The organism is Sphingobium sp. TomTYG73, assembly GCF_055394245.1.
Window position 1 is genome coordinate 1,311,346 of the sequence record NZ_AP027339.1, and the last position, 14,882, is coordinate 1,326,227.

The following is a 14,882-nucleotide window of genomic DNA, read 5'->3' on the forward strand; positions in this document are numbered from 1 at the left end:
GAAAATCGCGCATCGGAGCGCGTTTCCACAGACGGTTAATCGTCCCCGTCCGCCTCTTCCAATCGGCGGAAACTGTCGATCACGCAACTAAGCCCACTGCGCGCCTGCAATTCATCGCGCCCGGAACAAAGCGACCCATCCTCATCCGGCTCGACATAAAATCCCGAGTAGAAGCCTGTCGAACTGCACCCCCGCTCCAGCCGAGCCCTATAGCGGTGATTATCGGCCAGCAGCAGATCGACGCCATTATCCACAATGACGCTGGCTGACCGGATCGACCGCAAGGCGATGCAGCGCGGCCCCTTCTTTTCCTTCCACGCACGCCCCGCCTGCGGAGCAATGCGCGCGGGCGCTCGTCCCTTTTTCGCCATTGGCACGCGAATGATGATCCGTTGCTCGATCGACATCTGCGCCAATTGCACGGGCTCACTCACGGGCGCGACAAGCAGCAACAGGACGGAATGAAGCAAATCGAACCCCTTTTGGGGCGGCACGCTATGGGCCGGTGGTTGAACCGTCGATGAATTCCGGGGCATAGCATTGCAGTATGATAGGGCAAGACATCATCGACAGGTTCATAGCCTTGCTGGGGCCAAAGAGCGTCGTCACCGATGCGGACGACATCGCTCCCTGGCTCACAGACTGGCGGGGACGTTTTCACGGCGCCGCTGCCGCCATTCTCCAGCCTTCCAGTACGGAGGAAGTTGCCGCGACCGTCGCACTCGCAGCCGATCTTCACGTGCCCCTGGTTCCTCAGGGCGGCAATACCTCAATGGTCGGCGGCGCGACTCCTCCGGATGACGGGTCGGCACTTATCCTGTCGCTGCGCCGGATGAACCGCATCCGCTCCCTTTCTTCCGACGACAATCTCGCAATATGCGAAGCAGGCGTCATCCTCGAAACCCTGCACGATGCTGCGGAGCAAGCCGGGCGCCGCTTCCCGCTCAGCCTCGGCGCGAAGGGATCGGCGACGATCGGCGGCCTGATATCGACTAATGCCGGCGGCACTCAGGTGCTGCGCCATGGCACGATGCGCGCACTTGTCGAGGGGTTGGAGGCAGTCCTCCCCGACGGCGCCATCCTGCATGGCCTCGACGCGCTCAAAAAAGACAATCGCGGCTATGACCTCAAACAATTGCTGATCGGCGCGGAAGGTACGCTCGGCATCATCACCGCCGCCTCGCTCCGCCTCGTCCCTGCGATCGCGATCCGCGCAGTCGGCTGGGTCGGCGTCCGATCGCCCGCCGACGCGCTTGCCCTGCTCCGCCTGACCGAAAGGCAATTGGGCGACAGCGTCGAAGGGTTCGAGATTATCGCCGACGATGGCCTGGGCCATGTCCTGTCCCACATTCCCGGCACCCGCTGCCCGATCGAGACGCGCACGCCCTGGCATGTGCTGATCGAAGTCGATCATGCCGACCTGTCCAGCCCATCTCCGGGCGAGCGTCTTGAAGGAGCGCTGGCGCAAGCGCTCGAACAAGGACTCGCTGTCGATGCCACGATCGCCGCCAATGATGCTCAGGCAGCGGCGTTCTGGCGCTTGCGCGAATCACTGTCCGAAGCGGAGAGGGCGCAGGGACCGGCGCTGCAATATGACATCAGCGTGCCCGTGGCCCGCATGCCCTCCTTCATGATCGACATGGCCGCGGCGGCCGAACGCACCTTCGCGGGAACCACCGCCTCCTCCTTCGGTCATCTTGGGGATGGCAATGTCCACTTCCATGTCCGCGCGCCCAAGGGAACGACGGACGGCCCTGCCTGGATCGCGGCAGAAGGGAAGTCGATCAACGCCTTCGTCCATGATGCCGTCGTCGCGGCGGGCGGCTCCATTTCGGCGGAACATGGCATCGGCCAGATGAAACGGGCCGAACTCGGCCGCCTTGCCAGTCCTGCCCGGCTACATGCCCTGCGCGCGATCAAGGCTGCGCTTGATCCCCTTGGCCTCATGAACCCGGACAAGCTGATCCCCCGTCCCGAAGAGGGCTAGAGGCAGCGGGGCGGCTCGACAAAGCAATTGCCTCCCACCCACAAGGTCTTTATCGCCCACACCCAGTTTTTAGGAAAGGCAGTGCAGCCAACATGCGCTGCTTCGATAGGATGGAAGAACAGCATCATGGCTAGCGCGCCCGCCAATAATCTCCCCGTGTTTTACAACGACCTGCTCCCGCTCAGCAGCGTCGATCATGCGAGCTATCGCAGCCGCTCGGTGGAGTCCGCGCCTTTCCTCACGAAGCAGCATGCCGTTCCCCTGACCGTCGATGAATTCGTCGCGGCCCAACGGTTCGTGCCGATCATCTTCTCGGCTGGCGACGAAGCGGTGCCGCTGGCGCTGATGGGCCTTAATGAAGGCGTCAACACCTTCCTCGACGATGAAGGCAAGCTGCGCGGCCCCGCCTATGTCCCCGCCTATGTCCGCCGCTATCCATGGATGCTGGCGAAGCTGCGCCCCGACACCGACGAACTGTCGCTCTGCTTCGATCCGACCAGCGAAGCGGTCGGCGAGTTTGAGGAAGGCCAGCCCCTTTTCGAAGATGGTAAGCCAACCGAACTCACCCAGGGCGTCCTCAAATTCTGCGAGGATTTCGAACAGGCCGCCGCGCGGACTGGCCAGTTCATGAAGGACCTGAAGGAACTGGACCTGCTGATGGACGGCGAAGTCGCCATCCAGGTCCCCGGCAACGATCAGCCTTTCGTCTATCGCGGCTTCCGCATGGTGAACGAGGAAAAGCTGCGTGACATGCGTGGCGATCAACTGCGGAAGATCAGCCAGAACGGCATGCTGCCCCTTATCTACGCGCATCTTTTCTCGCTGCAGCTCATCCGCGAAGTTTTCGAGTCGCAGATCACGCAGGGCAAAGGTCCTATTTCCGTCCCGGCAGCGCCCCAAACCGCCGACGCATGACGCTATAAATTAACCTGCATCAATAATGCGATAGAAAAGGTTTCTGCTCGCCACTTGAAAGTGAGCGGGACCTTCTTTATCTTCCAAACATACGGCGCACCTGCCCCCCTTTCGGGTGTGTCGTATGGGCGCCTCCCCCTTTTGGAGGCGTCTCCTCCCTGAACCTTGGCCACCCCATGTAATACATGGGGTGGTTTTTTATGGGCCGGACAGGACAAGTGGTTTCGCTTGACGGCGAACCCCTCTCCCCCTAAACGCCACCGCCTGCCAGCCGCCCGAGCGGCCAAGGCCCCTTCGTCTAGCGGTTAGGACGCGGCCCTCTCACGGCTGAAACACGGGTTCGATTCCCGTAGGGGTCACCACTTACCTATTTGGGCGCAGAATGCTGCGATGCAGCCTTTCTTGACCTCTCGCTGGTGCAGCGAGACGAGAATGGCACAGCCGGGGCGGCACCCCAAGACAGACGCTTATTACCTCCGCAGACAGATGCCTGAGAACCTGCGCCCTGCCTTCGGCATGTGAGCGGTGCACAAGCAGTCGCTGCGGACCAAGGATTTCGTCCGAGCCGCGCAATTGTTCATCGCCGTCAAAGCGGAATTCGAGCAGCAGCACGAGACCGCACGGCAGGGAACGTGGCGCAGATCGGATCCGGTCACGCTTTGAAAGGCTACGCCCCGGCAGGCTGACAATCTGTGAAATATCTTATCGATCAGACCTTTGAATATTCCGCGTGATTACCTCAGGATAGTCTTCATTGTTTTGCTCCAAGTTCTTTTCAAAGCGGCAATCCCACATAATTTTCCGCGATAGCCGCCTGCGCCGCCCTGGAAGAGGCAATATAGTCCAGCTCAGCAACCTGCATTCGCCGGTCGAACGCATCCATTTCCGGAAAGCGGTGCATCAGCCGCGTCAGTTGCCAGGAAAATCGTTCCGCTTTCCAGATCCGCGTCAGCGCCTGCTGGGAATAGCCCGCTACCGCGTCCCCGTCACCCCGCCGGAACCATCCAGTCAAGGCCGCCGAAAGATAGAATATATCCGACGCCGCGAGGTTGAGCCCCTTCGCTCCCGTCGGCGGCACGATATGCGCACTGTCCCCCGCCAGCATCAGCCGCCCATATTGCATCGGCTCGAATACGAAGGATCGCAGCGGCGCGATCGACTTCTCCAATGCTGGCCCGCGCACCATCCGCGCACCCGCTTCAGGCCCCAGCCGCACTGCCAGCTCATCCCACAGCCGATCGTCCGGCCAATCCTCGATCCGTTCATCCAGTGACACCTGAATGTAATAGCGGCTGCGCGTCCCCGATCGCATGGACGCCAGCGCAAAGCCGCGCTCATGATTGGCATAGATCAGTTCGTCATCGCACGGTGGCACATCCGCCAGGATGCCGAGCCAACCGAACGGATATAGCTTCTCATAGGCGGTCGCTACGCCAGCCGGTATGGCTCGCCGCGAAGGACCGTGAAAGCCGTCGCACCCGCAAATAAATTCAGCATCTATCCGCTCCTGCCGACCATCCTTGCTATAGGTCAGGTACGGCGCGTCGCTGTCAACATCATGCAATGCCACGTCATCCGCTTCGTAGATGATCTCCAGGCCGCGCCCAGCCGCCGCCTCCATCAGGTCGCGGGTCATCTCCGTCTGGCCATATACCATGACCTGCCGTCCGGTCAGGCCCGCGATATCGATGCGGATCGACCGATCGCCGCTGGCCAGGTGAAAGCCGTCATGGGGCAACCCTTCACGATGCATCCGCTCGCCAAGGCCCAGCCGGTCCATCAAATCCGTCGTGGTCCGCTCCAGCACGCCTGCGCGGATGCGCCCCAGGACATAGCTGGGCGATGCTCGCTCCACCACGATGACCTCCAGCCCCTCTGCCCGCAGCAAATGGCCGAGCAGCAACCCCGCAGGCCCCGCGCCTATGATGGCGACTTGCGTCCTCATGACATCCTCTTCGCAGCTTTCCGACGCCGCGCATGATGCGCCCGATGCTGCTTGCGGGACATGGGCGAACTGGCCTATGACTTGGACGATCCAGCAGCTTTCCGGACGTAGCCATGACCACCCCCGTCCCCAGCTTCTACCTCTATGGAGAACCGCAACGTAGCGTTGCGGAAGGCTTCGTACATGTCGAAAGCCTGGACGACCGCTCCCGCCCCAGCGAGTGGACGATCCAGCCGCATCTCCATCGCGATCTCAACCATATCATCTTCATCGCCGAAGGCGGCGGATCGATGCGGGCGGATGGCGAAAGCGTCACATTTGAAGCGCCCTGCCTGCTGCTGGTGCCGGCCGGGATCATCCACGGCTTTTCCTGGCACCGCGACTCCCGTGGCTGGGTCATCACCATCGCCAACAGCTACCTCCACCACCTGCTGGAGCGTGACGCCGACCTCCAACCGCTCTTCCGCACACCCCGTGCCATCGCCGTGCCCAGCGCCGCCGAAGTGGAAACCCGCATCGGCGCACTCGCCCGCGAGCTTGCATGGTCCGGCCCTGCCCAGCGCGCGGCGGTCGAAGCGCTCCTCCTCTGGCTCATGGTCCAGGCGCTGCGCCACGCCGCCCTGTCCGACGCCAGCGCCAGCGGCGGCGGCCGCCAGGCCCGTCTCGTCGCCCGTCTGCGCGATCGGATCGAACAGCGTTTTCGCAAGCGGGAGCCTGTCGCTGCCCACGCCCGCGCGCTGGGCGTCAGCGAAACCGCGCTACGCCAAGCCTGCGCTCGCGTCGCAGGGCTCTCCCCTGCCGCCATGCTCGACGAGCGCGCCCTGCTCGAAGCCCGCCGCCTGCTCCTCTATTCCAACCTGTCCGTCGCGGAAGTCGGCTATGCGGTTGGGTTCGAGGACCCCGCCTACTTCTCCCGCTTCTTCGCCCGCCACACGGGCCGCTCACCCCGCGACTGGCGCGCTCACCCCAACTGCGTCTCCAGCTCCCCCAGCACCCGATAGCAATCGAACACCTTCGCCACGCTCGAATTAGGCTCCCGCCCCTCGCGGATCGCGCTCACAAATTCGCGGTCCTGCAACTCGATCCCGTTCATCGACACGTCCACCTTGGACACGTCGATCGGCTCTTCCTTGCCGTTCACCAGATCATCATAGCGCGCGATATAAGTGCCCTTGTCGCCGATATAGCGAAAGAACGTCCCCAGCGGCCCATCATTGTTGAAGCTCAACGAAAGCGTACAGATCGCCCCGCTCTCGCTCTTCAGCTGAATCGACATGTCCATCGCAATGCCAAGTTCGGGATGGATCGGCCCCTGCATCGCATGCGCGTCCACGATCCGCCCCGCCTGATAGGCGAACAGGTCCACCGTATGCGCCGCATGGTGCCACAACAGATGGTCGGTCCAGGACCGCGCCTCACCCTTCGCATTGATATTCTTGCGCCGGAAGAAATAGGTCTGCACATCCATCTGCTGGACGTTGAATGCGCCTGCCTTGACCTGCTGATGCACCCATTGATGGCTCGGGTTGAACCGCCGCGTATGCCCGACCATGCAGGTCAGTCCCGTCTCCTGTTGCTTGGCCAGCACCGCCAGCGCATCGCCCCAACTATCGGCTAGCGGTATCTCCACCTGCACATGCTTGCCCGCGTTCATGCAAGCTATCGCCTGTTCCGCATGCATCTGCGTCGGCGTGCACAGGATCACCGCATCGACATCATCGCGCGCCAGAGTCTCGGCCAGCTCAGTCGTCGCATGCCCGATCCCATATTTTGCCGCGATCGCCTGCGTCGGCTCCAGATTGCGCCCAACCAGCGAGGTGACGGTCACGCCGTCGATAGTCTTCAGGCCATCCAGATGCTTTTCACCAAAAGCCCCCGCACCGGCCAGCGCGATTCTCATAAACTGACTCCTCATCTTACTGGCCGCGCGCTCTGGCTATCGCTGCATCAGCGCGCGCATCACCGTCATGAATTGCTGATAGGTCTGCCCCACATTGGCTGCGGACTGACTATATCCCGGGTTCTGCCGGTCGATTTCGACGACCGGCCAATCCGCCTGATGCAACGCTGTAGCCGTGCGGAACTTGCCAAAGGCATCGCGGAACCGACGTCTATCCTCATCGGACAGGTTCAGCTGCGCATCCGCCTGACACAATCGGTTGATCTGTTCCTGCAACGTGCGCCGAGCCTGCAAATATTGCTTTTCCCAGCCCGGCTCCGCACCGGTGGATAGCTCCCCCAGCTGCTTATGCACCTGCTCCAGCCTGACCAATGCATCCTCGATGTCGGCGCGCGCCATGATCCATCCCCTCGATTGTCATTATGAATCGTCGGGTTTCAACACCAGATGCCCGACCGCCGTATTGGATGCGGGAACATGATAATGACGATGCAGCGGCGTGACCTTCTTGCCCAGCGCACCGCGCATGATCAGCCACATCACCATCTCGATCCCCTCCGATCCGGTTTCTCGCAGATATTCGATATGCGGGATGGCGCGCAACTGCCCATTATCTTCGGCACTTAACAGGTCCAGGAAGCGATTGTCCCACTCCGCATTGATCAAACCCGCGCGCGGCCCCTGCAACTGGTGGCTCATCCCGCCCGTGCCCCACACCTGCACATTCAGATCCTCGGGGAAACTCTCCACCGCCCGCGCGATCGCCTCGCCCAGCATCCAGCAGCGATTGCCCGACGGCGGCGGATAGGTGACGACATTGACGGCCAGCGGAACGACCTTCACTGGCCACTTGTCTGGCTGGTTGAACATCAGGCTCATCGGCACGGTCAGGCCATGGTCGACATCCATCTCATTGATGATGGTCATGTCGAACTCATCCAGGATCAGGCTCTGCGCGATGTGCCAGGCCAGGTCCGCATGCCCCTCCACGTCCGGCACCGGCCGCGGCCCCCATCCCTCGTCGCAAATGCCATAGCGATCCGCACAACCAATCGCGAAGGTCGGAATGATCTTCATGTCGAACGCCGACGCATGGTCATTATAAACCAGTATCACGACATCCGGCTTTTCCTGCGCGATCCATTGCCGCGACCAGTCATATCCGGCGAACAGCGGCGCCCAATAGGGCTCTCCCACCTTTCCATTGTCCATCGCCGCGCCGATCGCCGGCACATGGCTGGTCCCTACGCCAGCGGTAATGCGGGCCATCAACGTTTCTCCCTTATCGATCGCTGGCCTTCGGGTGATCGCCCTCCGGCGACCATCATGGCCTGATACTCTTCCGTGCTCATGCCGGTCATGGTTCCCACCGCCTGCAAAAAGGACATGCCGTCGGTCGAAAATACTTTGGCCAGGAAATAGATATTGCCGCCCAGATCGAGGCAACGATTATAGTCGCGATCCAAAATCGCCTGCCGCTGATCTTCGGTCATCGGCCATTCGTTCAGATAGGCGCGCTCGTCCGCCTTCCACCGTTCGCGATTGTCGCCCTTCATCAGGCTCATCGCGAACTGGTTCATCCAATATCCCTGCCGCGCGCGCTTTCCGGTATAGACGCGCGTGCCGGGGATATCGTCAAACTCAGCCAGATATTCATGGATATCAACGCTCATCGGCGGTTCTCCAGACAAAGAAAAATCCATCTCCCGCCCCGTCCTTCCACAGCAAGGACGGGAGATGGAGCCACCACCCACAGGGATAAATGGGGGGTGTGGAAGCTCACAGACCGCGCGCCTTCAGTTGCGCGTCCAAACGGGGGAAGACACGACGGGCATTGCCCTCGAATATCGCGTGCCGTTCCGCATCGCTGATATCCAGCGCATCAACATAGCGCTTGGTATCATCGAAATAATGGCCGGTCGTCGGATCGATCCCGCGCACCGCGCCGACCATTTCCGAACCGAACAGGATGTTCTTGTTGTCGATCACATCGGCCAGCAAATCGACGCCCGGCTGATGATAGACGCATGTATCGAAAAAGATGTTGTTCATCAGATGCGTGTCGAGGTTCGGCTTCTTCAGCATGTCCGCCAGCCCCCGGTAACGCCCCCAATGATAGGGCACCGCGCCGCCGCCATGCGGAATGATGAAGCGCAGCGTCGGAAAATCCGCGAACAAATCCCCCTCCAGCAACTGCATGAAGGCGATCGTGTCCGCCGCGATATAATAGCCGCCGGTCGCATGCATCGCCGGGTTGCAGCTGCCCGACACATGGATCATCGCCGGAACGTCCAGCTCGACCATCTTCTCGTAAAAGGGATACCAGTAACGATCCGTCAGCGGCGGATGCTGAAAATGCCCGCCCCCCGGATCGGGATTAAGGTTGCATCCGATAAAGCCCAGCTGCGTGACGCACCGTTCCAGCTCAGCAATGCTATTGCCCATGTCGGCCTTTGGCGACTGCGGCAACATGCAAACGCCAGCAAAGGTCTCGGGATACAGCCTCACCACCCGCGCGATCAGGTCATTGCACCGCATCGCCCACTCCCGGGCGACCCCCGCATCCCCAACATGCGGCGCCATCGCCGAAGCACGCGGAGAAAAGATCGTCAGGTCCGCGCCCCGTTCCCTGATCAGCCGCAACTGGTTGGACTCGATCGTGTCGCGAATCTCATCATCGCTGATGTCGGGATAAGGCGGCGCAGCAACGCCCGCCTTGAACGCCGCCTTCTGCTCTTCCCGCCAGCCATCATGCCCCTTGGGGAGCACGGTATAATGGCCATGGCAGTCGATAATCAGGCTCATTCGTCTCTCAGTCCTTCAATCACAGCATTCACACATCGCCGTCATCGGCCAGTTTCCGTCATCCCAGCGCAGGCTGGCATCTCATGCCTCATTCCGCCCCCACAAGCTCGTCACCCCGGGCCTGACCCGGGTCCCGCTTCTCCATCCCCGCGCACTCAGCCAGCGAGACCCCGGATCAAGTCCGGGGTGACGAAGGGGGGAAGCGCCCTCGCCTAACTCCCGTCATCCCAGCATCTTCCGTCATCCCAGCGAAAGCTGGGATCTCGTGCCTCAAGGCCGAACCCAAGCCGCCTGAGATCCCAGCTTTCGCTGGGATGACGAAACTCCCTCAAGCCGCAACTGCACTCCCATCTCGGGCCAAACCATCACCCCGCGCCAAAACCACCGCAAGCTTCCCGCTCAACCCATCCGGCACATCCGCCACGCCCAGCGCCCCGATCGCCCGCTGCCGCTCCACCGCACCGCGCGTCATCGCAGCCCCGGTGCCCAGCGCCTCCAGCGTCTTCACCACCTCTTCCATCTCGGCAGCACGGCGCAGCCCATGAACCAGCATCCGCTCCAGATTATAATCCGCCCGCTCGCCCCAAGGCCGCGCCTTCTCGCTCGCATCCAGGGACGCCAGCACCTCATCACGCACGCCCGCCGCCTCCGCCGCCAGCACGCATTCCGCCGTCAGCGCCTCCAGTCCCTTGACCATCACCGACCGGATCATCTTGATCGCGGACGCACGGCCCACCGCGTCTCCAACCACGCGCACATTGGCAAAGCCCAGCGCCTGCAACCTCGCTGCGGCCTCTTCCGCCGCACCGCCGCTCAACAGCAACGGGACGGACAGCGCCGCCGGATGAACCGGCGCCATGACGGCAACATCGACATATCGTCCACCCGCCGCCTCGATCGTCCGCGCCGCCTCCTGCTTCGTCTGCGGCGCCACGCTGTTCATGTCGCAATAGATGGTGCCCGGCGCGATGCACTCTGCCGCCGCTTCGGCAACCGCCAATGCCTGATCTGCCGTCACCAGCGAAATCACCAATGCCACGCCGGAAAGCGCATCTTCCAGAAAGCGCGCGCCCAGCACATGGGCGTCCGCATAGCTGGCGATCATCACGTCACGCGCTGCGGCGTCTTCGGTCTTGCTGTCGAATACATGCGCCCGCGCGGCCCAGCCCCCTGCCAATGCAAAGGTCGAACCCGCCTCGCCAAATCCGATCAGACCGACTTCCTGCTCCATGCGCCAAGGGATGGCCCATCCCTATCGGCGTCGCCAATCGAATCCCCGGCATCCTCATAAGTTTTTACGAACTTATGCCTTCAACTTCCTGATCGATCGCCGCCATGAAACAGTGTTGCAAGCGGGTCGGCCGCCAGTCCGTTCTAGTGGTCAGCCCGATCATGCGGCTGATCGCGCCGGGCGCGGGACCGATGTCGATCACCATCCCGGCGTTCAGTTCCAGCGCCATTTGATCGACCGACAACATCGTCAGATAATCGCCATTCACCAGCAGTTCTCGGATCGTCATCACCGATCCGCATTCGATCGGCACGGCAGGCAATTCGCCGCCCAGCGTCTCCACCATCTCCCGCCACAACTGCCGCAACGGCGTCCCTTCCGGTGGCAATATCCATGGGAAACGCCGCAGAGCATCCGCGTCCCATCCTCCGGCCAGCGGATGCCCGGCCCGCGCCATGATCGTCGGCCGATCCTCGAACAGCGGCTTTTGCACAAGGTCCTGCCCGACCGACGCATCACGCAGCGCGCCGATCATCATGTCCACCTCGCCGTCGCGCAGCGGGCCGACCAGTTCGGCATGCGATCCTTCATGGACGCTGATATGCACCTGCGGGAACTCGCGCCGAAACCGGCTGATCACGCGGGGCAGCAGCCTTGCGCGCGACAGCGGCATTGCGCCCACCACGACCCGCCCGCTCTCCTGCCCTTTCAGCGCCTCGATCTCTTCCAGCCCCGACCGCAATTCCGCCAGCGCCAGCCGCAACCGCCGCGCCAGCGCTGCCCCCGCATTTGTCAGCGCCACGCCCCGCCCGCGCCGCTCCGCCAGCCTGTATCCCATCGCGAGGCCAAGGTCGCCCACCGCCCTATGCAGCGACGGCTCCGTCACCCCTGCCTCGGCCGCCGCCGCCGCATAGCTCCCCGCCCGCGCCAGCGCGACGAAAGCCCGGATCTGCGCCGCCGTCGCCCGGTTGCTGCCGATCAGCCGCAAAGCCGCCTCCAGCCGGGGGGCAAGCCTTGCCGCCGCTTCCGTCGGCGTCATCCCGCCCGGATGCCGCTCGAACAGCGGCAGGCCCAGCTGCGCCTCCAGCTTCGCGATCCCTTGTGTCACCGCAGGCTGCGTCAGATTGACCGCGCGCGCCGCCAGGCTGACCGTCCCCTGCGCGACCACGGCGGCGACGGCAGACAGGTGCCGGATATTGAACTGATCAGGTGCCATCACGAACACTTAGCAAAAACTAATGCCAACGACACAGTTTAAATTTGAGCAACCCGTTTCTTTTCGCCACTTCCTTCATGCTTTCGCCAAAGGAGCAAATCGCATGTCCGGCATCGTCGTCCAGAATATCGACCGGGCGGACCTTTCCATCATCGACGCCCTCGCCCATTGCGGCGTCGCCACCGTCCACGAATCCCAGGGCCGCACCGGACTCCTCGCGCCCTACATGCGCCCCATCTATTCCGGCGCCCGCATTGCCGGCAGCGCCGTCACCATCTCCGCGCCTCCTGGCGACAACTGGATGATCCACGTCGCGATCGAGCAGCTCCGCGAAGGCGACATCCTCCTCCTCGCGCCCACCAGTCCCTGCACCGACGGCTATTTCGGCGATCTCCTGGCAACCTCAGCTCAGGCGCGCGGCTGTCGTGGCTTGGTCATCGATGCAGGCGTCCGCGACATCCGCGACCTCAACCAAATGAACTTCCCCGTCTGGTCGAAAGCCGTCCACGCCCAGGGCACGATAAAGGCGACGCTCGGCAGCGTGAACATCCCCGTCGTCTGCGCCAACGCCCTCGTCAATCCGGGCGACATCATCATCGCTGACGATGACGGCGTCTGCATCGTCCCACGCGCCAACGCTGCCGCCGTCCTCGAAAAGGCCCAGGCCCGCGAAGCCGCCGAAGAAGCCAAGCGTGTTCGCCTGGCTGCTGGCGAACTCGGTCTCGACATCTACAACATGCGCCCGCGCCTTGAAGAAATGGGCCTCAAATATGTCTGACTCGGCCCGTGTCATGTGGATGCGCGGCGGCACGTCAAAGGGCGGCTATTTCCTCGCCGAAGACTTGCCAGCCGACCCCGCCATTCGCGACAGCTTCCTTCTGCGCATCATGGGTTCACCCGATCCCCGGCAGATCGACGGTATGGGCGGCGCCGATCCGCTGACGAGCAAGGTGGCCGTGGTCAAAAAGTCGGCGCGGCCCGGCGTGGATGTCGACTATCTTTTTCTCCAGATCTTCGTTGATCAAGCCATCGTCACCGACGCCCAGAATTGCGGCAACATCCTCGCTGGCGTTGGCCCCTTCGCTATCGAGCGCGGCCTCGTCGAGGCACGGGATGGGGAGACCCGCGTCGCCATCTACATGGAAAATACCGGCCAGACCGCGATCGCGACCGTGCAAACCCCGAGCCGTATCGTCCGCTACGACGGCGACGCGAAGATCGACGGAGTCCCCGGCACCGCTGCCCCTATCCCGCTGGAATTCCGCGACACCGCCGGTTCTTCCTGCGGCGCTTTGCTCCCAACCGGCAATGTCTTTGACGAGATCGAAGGCGTTCGCGTCACCCTGATCGACAATGGAATGCCTTGCGTCGTCATGAAGGCACAAGACTTGGGCATAACCGGCTATGAAGATCGCGACGCGTTGGACAAGGACACCGCCCTCAAGGCTCGCATCGAGAAAATCCGTCTCGCCGTTGGAGAACGCATGAACCTTGGCGATGTAAAGGAAAAGTCGGTACCCAAGATGATGCTGGTAGCCCCCGCCCGCGAAGGCGGCGCGATCACAGTGCGCAGCTTCATCCCCCATCGCGCCCACGCCTCCATCGGCGTGCTGGGCGCGGTCAGCGTCGCCACCGCCTGCCTCATTGAAGGCACGCCAGCGGCAGAGCTTGCCACCATTCCCGATGGCAGGATCAAAAGCCTTTCGGTAGAACATCCCACGGGCGAAACCACCTGCGTCATGGAACTGGACCATCAGGACAGGGTCGTCAGCGCCGCCTTACTGCGCACCGCCCGAAAGCTGATGGACGGAGAGATTTTTGCATGACGGATCGTGTTGTTAGCTGGCACTCCACTCCGTCAGCCCCTGGTTTCAGGCCGCCCCCGGGCGCGGTCGATGCGCATTGCCATGTCTTTGGACCAATGGCGCGGTTTCCATTCAGTCCCAAGGCGAAATATCTTCCAGAGGACGCAGGGCCGGATATGCTCTTCGCGCTTCGGGACCGGCTGGGCTTCTCCCGCAACGTCATCGTCCAGGCGAGTTGTCACGGAACGGATAATGCCGCGACTTTGGACGCCATAGCGCAGTCAAACGGCAAGGCGCGTGGCGTCGCAGTGGTTGACCCGGAAATCAGCGACGCAGAACTTGAAACGCTGCACGAAGGCGGCATCCGCGGAGTACGGTTCAACTTCCTCAAGCGCCTCGTCGATGACGCGCCGAAGGACAAGTTCCTCGAAGTCGCCCGCCGCATCGAGCAGCTTGGATGGCATGTAGTTGTCTATTTTGAACCCGACCTTCTGGAAGAACTACGCCCTTTCCTGGACGCCATTCCCACCCTCATCGTCATCGATCATATGGGCCGTCCGGACGTCACCCAAGGGCCGGACGGCATCGACATGCGCGCTTTTCGCGCCCTGCTCGACAGCAGGGACGACATATGGACCAAGGTCACATGTCCCGATCGGTTAGACCCGCAAGGCCCGCCGTGGGACGATTTCGCAAGGACCGTCGCCCCTCTGGTCACGGATTATCCGACCCGCGTGCTTTGGGGCACCGATTGGCCGCACCCGAACATGGAAAAGGCCATTCCCGACGACGGCACGCTGGTCGATATGATCCCGCGCATCGCGCCCACCGCCAGCCTCCAGCATAGTCTGCTTGTCGCCAATCCCGCCCGGCTTTACTGGCCCGAGGAAGTAGCTGACGATTAGTTTACAGTCGAAATGCTCGACGGGAGCCGGTTCTCGAAATCGCAGTCTTCATCCATGGAAGCCTCCATGCGCGTACCCCTTACGGCGCTGCTTCCTAGTCCCAACTTTTGTGCTCTCCTGTCCGCGCAAGCCCGGACGCGCCGATCTATCCTGACAGCGAAAAACGGCCCGAC

The 14,882-nt window shown here is 62.4% G+C and carries 15 protein-coding genes and 1 tRNA gene; 7 read left to right on the forward strand and 9 right to left on the reverse strand.

All coding sequences use genetic code 11. The annotated features are described in order from the left end of the window. Positions 1-35: 35 nt before the first annotated feature. Positions 36-470, reverse strand: coding sequence for a hypothetical protein (locus ACZ5TH_RS06635; RefSeq protein ID WP_449473298.1), 435 nt, complete (start codon positions 468-470; stop codon positions 36-38). Positions 471-547: 77 nt separating this feature from the next. Here ACZ5TH_RS06635 and ACZ5TH_RS06640 point away from each other — a divergent pair, with 77 nt between their 5' ends. The 3 genes from ACZ5TH_RS06640 to ACZ5TH_RS06650 all read left to right on the forward strand — a co-directional run bounded on the left by ACZ5TH_RS06640 (position 548) and on the right by ACZ5TH_RS06650 (position 3,264). Further along, positions 548-1,987 (forward strand): FAD-binding oxidoreductase, encoded by a 1,440-nt coding sequence (locus ACZ5TH_RS06640; protein WP_464793349.1) that lies wholly within the window; start codon positions 548-550, stop codon positions 1,985-1,987. Between the two features lie 126 nt (positions 1,988-2,113). Beyond that, on the forward strand, positions 2,114-2,902 hold the full coding sequence (locus tag ACZ5TH_RS06645) for a SapC family protein (protein WP_449473299.1): 789 nt from the start codon (positions 2,114-2,116) through the stop codon (positions 2,900-2,902). Between the two features lie 287 nt (positions 2,903-3,189). Beyond that, positions 3,190-3,264 (forward strand) — tRNA-Glu (locus ACZ5TH_RS06650). A gap of 413 nt (positions 3,265-3,677) precedes the next feature. On the opposite strand, the gene pobA is transcribed toward ACZ5TH_RS06650, so the two are convergent. Further along, positions 3,678-4,847, reverse strand: coding sequence for a 4-hydroxybenzoate 3-monooxygenase (gene pobA, locus ACZ5TH_RS06655; RefSeq protein WP_464793350.1), 1,170 nt, complete (start codon positions 4,845-4,847; stop codon positions 3,678-3,680). Positions 4,848-4,960: 113 nt separating this feature from the next. Between pobA and ACZ5TH_RS06660 the strand changes: the two genes are divergently transcribed. Continuing rightward, entirely contained in the window at positions 4,961-5,848 is an 888-nt protein-coding gene (locus ACZ5TH_RS06660) for a helix-turn-helix domain-containing protein (protein WP_464793351.1), read from the forward strand. On the opposite strand, the gene ACZ5TH_RS06665 is transcribed toward ACZ5TH_RS06660, so the two are convergent. The 7 genes from ACZ5TH_RS06665 to ACZ5TH_RS06695 all read right to left on the reverse strand — a co-directional run bounded on the left by ACZ5TH_RS06665 (position 5,809) and on the right by ACZ5TH_RS06695 (position 11,999). Next, complete coding sequence (locus ACZ5TH_RS06665; protein WP_464793352.1) at positions 5,809-6,747, reverse strand: Gfo/Idh/MocA family oxidoreductase; 939 nt, start codon at positions 6,745-6,747, stop codon at positions 5,809-5,811. The genes ACZ5TH_RS06660 and ACZ5TH_RS06665 overlap by 40 nt on opposite strands. A 36-nt stretch (positions 6,748-6,783) precedes the next feature. After that, positions 6,784-7,146: a hypothetical protein gene (locus ACZ5TH_RS06670; RefSeq protein WP_464793353.1), complete on the reverse strand. Its 363-nt coding sequence runs from the start codon at positions 7,144-7,146 to the stop codon at positions 6,784-6,786. A gap of 21 nt (positions 7,147-7,167) precedes the next feature. After that, entirely contained in the window at positions 7,168-8,016 is an 849-nt protein-coding gene (locus ACZ5TH_RS06675) for a class III extradiol dioxygenase subunit beta (protein WP_449473307.1), read from the reverse strand. Beyond that, entirely contained in the window at positions 8,016-8,420 is a 405-nt protein-coding gene (ligA, locus tag ACZ5TH_RS06680; RefSeq protein WP_464772535.1) for a protocatechuate 4,5-dioxygenase subunit alpha, read from the reverse strand. Before ligA ends, ACZ5TH_RS06675 begins: the two co-directional genes overlap by 1 nt. Before the next feature lie 106 nt (positions 8,421-8,526). Further along, the gene (locus ACZ5TH_RS06685) at positions 8,527-9,552 is read right to left on the reverse strand and encodes an amidohydrolase family protein (protein ID WP_464793354.1); all 1,026 of its coding nucleotides are present in this window, start codon (positions 9,550-9,552) and stop codon (positions 8,527-8,529) included. 328 nt (positions 9,553-9,880) lie between these two features. After that, complete coding sequence (locus ACZ5TH_RS06690) at positions 9,881-10,783, reverse strand: NAD(P)-dependent oxidoreductase (RefSeq protein ID WP_464793355.1); 903 nt, start codon at positions 10,781-10,783, stop codon at positions 9,881-9,883. A 64-nt stretch (positions 10,784-10,847) separates the two neighbouring features. Continuing rightward, the gene (locus ACZ5TH_RS06695; protein ID WP_464793356.1) at positions 10,848-11,999 is read right to left on the reverse strand and encodes a LysR substrate-binding domain-containing protein; all 1,152 of its coding nucleotides are present in this window, start codon (positions 11,997-11,999) and stop codon (positions 10,848-10,850) included. A 103-nt stretch (positions 12,000-12,102) separates the two neighbouring features. Here ACZ5TH_RS06695 and ligK point away from each other — a divergent pair, with 103 nt between their 5' ends. From ligK to ACZ5TH_RS06710, 3 genes are read left to right on the forward strand one after another with little or no spacing between them, the layout of a single operon-like run. Further along, the gene (gene ligK, locus ACZ5TH_RS06700) at positions 12,103-12,777 is read left to right on the forward strand and encodes a 4-carboxy-4-hydroxy-2-oxoadipate aldolase/oxaloacetate decarboxylase (protein WP_464793357.1); all 675 of its coding nucleotides are present in this window, start codon (positions 12,103-12,105) and stop codon (positions 12,775-12,777) included. Continuing rightward, positions 12,770-13,825 carry a 4-oxalomesaconate tautomerase gene (locus ACZ5TH_RS06705; protein ID WP_464793358.1) on the forward strand — a complete coding sequence of 352 codons (1,056 nt, stop codon included), beginning with the start codon at positions 12,770-12,772 and terminating at the stop codon, positions 13,823-13,825. The genes ligK and ACZ5TH_RS06705 overlap by 8 nt, the downstream gene beginning before the upstream one ends. Beyond that, entirely contained in the window at positions 13,822-14,709 is an 888-nt protein-coding gene (locus ACZ5TH_RS06710) for an amidohydrolase family protein (protein ID WP_464793359.1), read from the forward strand. Before ACZ5TH_RS06705 ends, ACZ5TH_RS06710 begins: the two co-directional genes overlap by 4 nt. Positions 14,710-14,882: the final 173 nt, after the last annotated feature.

What these genes read in the sequence shown, in the direction of transcription:
- ACZ5TH_RS06675 (WP_449473307.1), bottom strand. Translation starts at nt 8,016, where the DNA reads ATGGCCCGCATTACCGCTGGCGTAGGGACCAGCCATGTGCCGGCGATC.
- ACZ5TH_RS06665 (WP_464793352.1), bottom strand. Translation starts at nt 6,747, where the DNA reads ATGAGAATCGCGCTGGCCGGTGCGGGGGCTTTTGGTGAAAAGCATCTG.
- ACZ5TH_RS06705 (WP_464793358.1), top strand. Translation starts at nt 12,770, where the DNA reads ATGTCTGACTCGGCCCGTGTCATGTGGATGCGCGGCGGCACGTCAAAG.
- ACZ5TH_RS06670 (WP_464793353.1), bottom strand. Translation starts at nt 7,146, where the DNA reads ATGGCGCGCGCCGACATCGAGGATGCATTGGTCAGGCTGGAGCAGGTG.
- ACZ5TH_RS06640 (WP_464793349.1), top strand. Translation starts at nt 548, where the DNA reads ATGATAGGGCAAGACATCATCGACAGGTTCATAGCCTTGCTGGGGCCA.
- ACZ5TH_RS06685 (WP_464793354.1), bottom strand. Translation starts at nt 9,552, where the DNA reads ATGAGCCTGATTATCGACTGCCATGGCCATTATACCGTGCTCCCCAAG.
- ligA (WP_464772535.1), bottom strand. Translation starts at nt 8,420, where the DNA reads ATGAGCGTTGATATCCATGAATATCTGGCTGAGTTTGACGATATCCCC.
- ligK (WP_464793357.1), top strand. Translation starts at nt 12,103, where the DNA reads ATGTCCGGCATCGTCGTCCAGAATATCGACCGGGCGGACCTTTCCATC.
- pobA (WP_464793350.1), bottom strand. Translation starts at nt 4,847, where the DNA reads ATGAGGACGCAAGTCGCCATCATAGGCGCGGGGCCTGCGGGGTTGCTG.
- ACZ5TH_RS06645 (WP_449473299.1), top strand. Translation starts at nt 2,114, where the DNA reads ATGGCTAGCGCGCCCGCCAATAATCTCCCCGTGTTTTACAACGACCTG.
- ACZ5TH_RS06690 (WP_464793355.1), bottom strand. Translation starts at nt 10,783, where the DNA reads ATGGAGCAGGAAGTCGGTCTGATCGGATTTGGCGAGGCGGGTTCGACC.
- ACZ5TH_RS06660 (WP_464793351.1), top strand. Translation starts at nt 4,961, where the DNA reads ATGACCACCCCCGTCCCCAGCTTCTACCTCTATGGAGAACCGCAACGT.
- ACZ5TH_RS06710 (WP_464793359.1), top strand. Translation starts at nt 13,822, where the DNA reads ATGACGGATCGTGTTGTTAGCTGGCACTCCACTCCGTCAGCCCCTGGT.
- ACZ5TH_RS06695 (WP_464793356.1), bottom strand. Translation starts at nt 11,999, where the DNA reads ATGGCACCTGATCAGTTCAATATCCGGCACCTGTCTGCCGTCGCCGCC.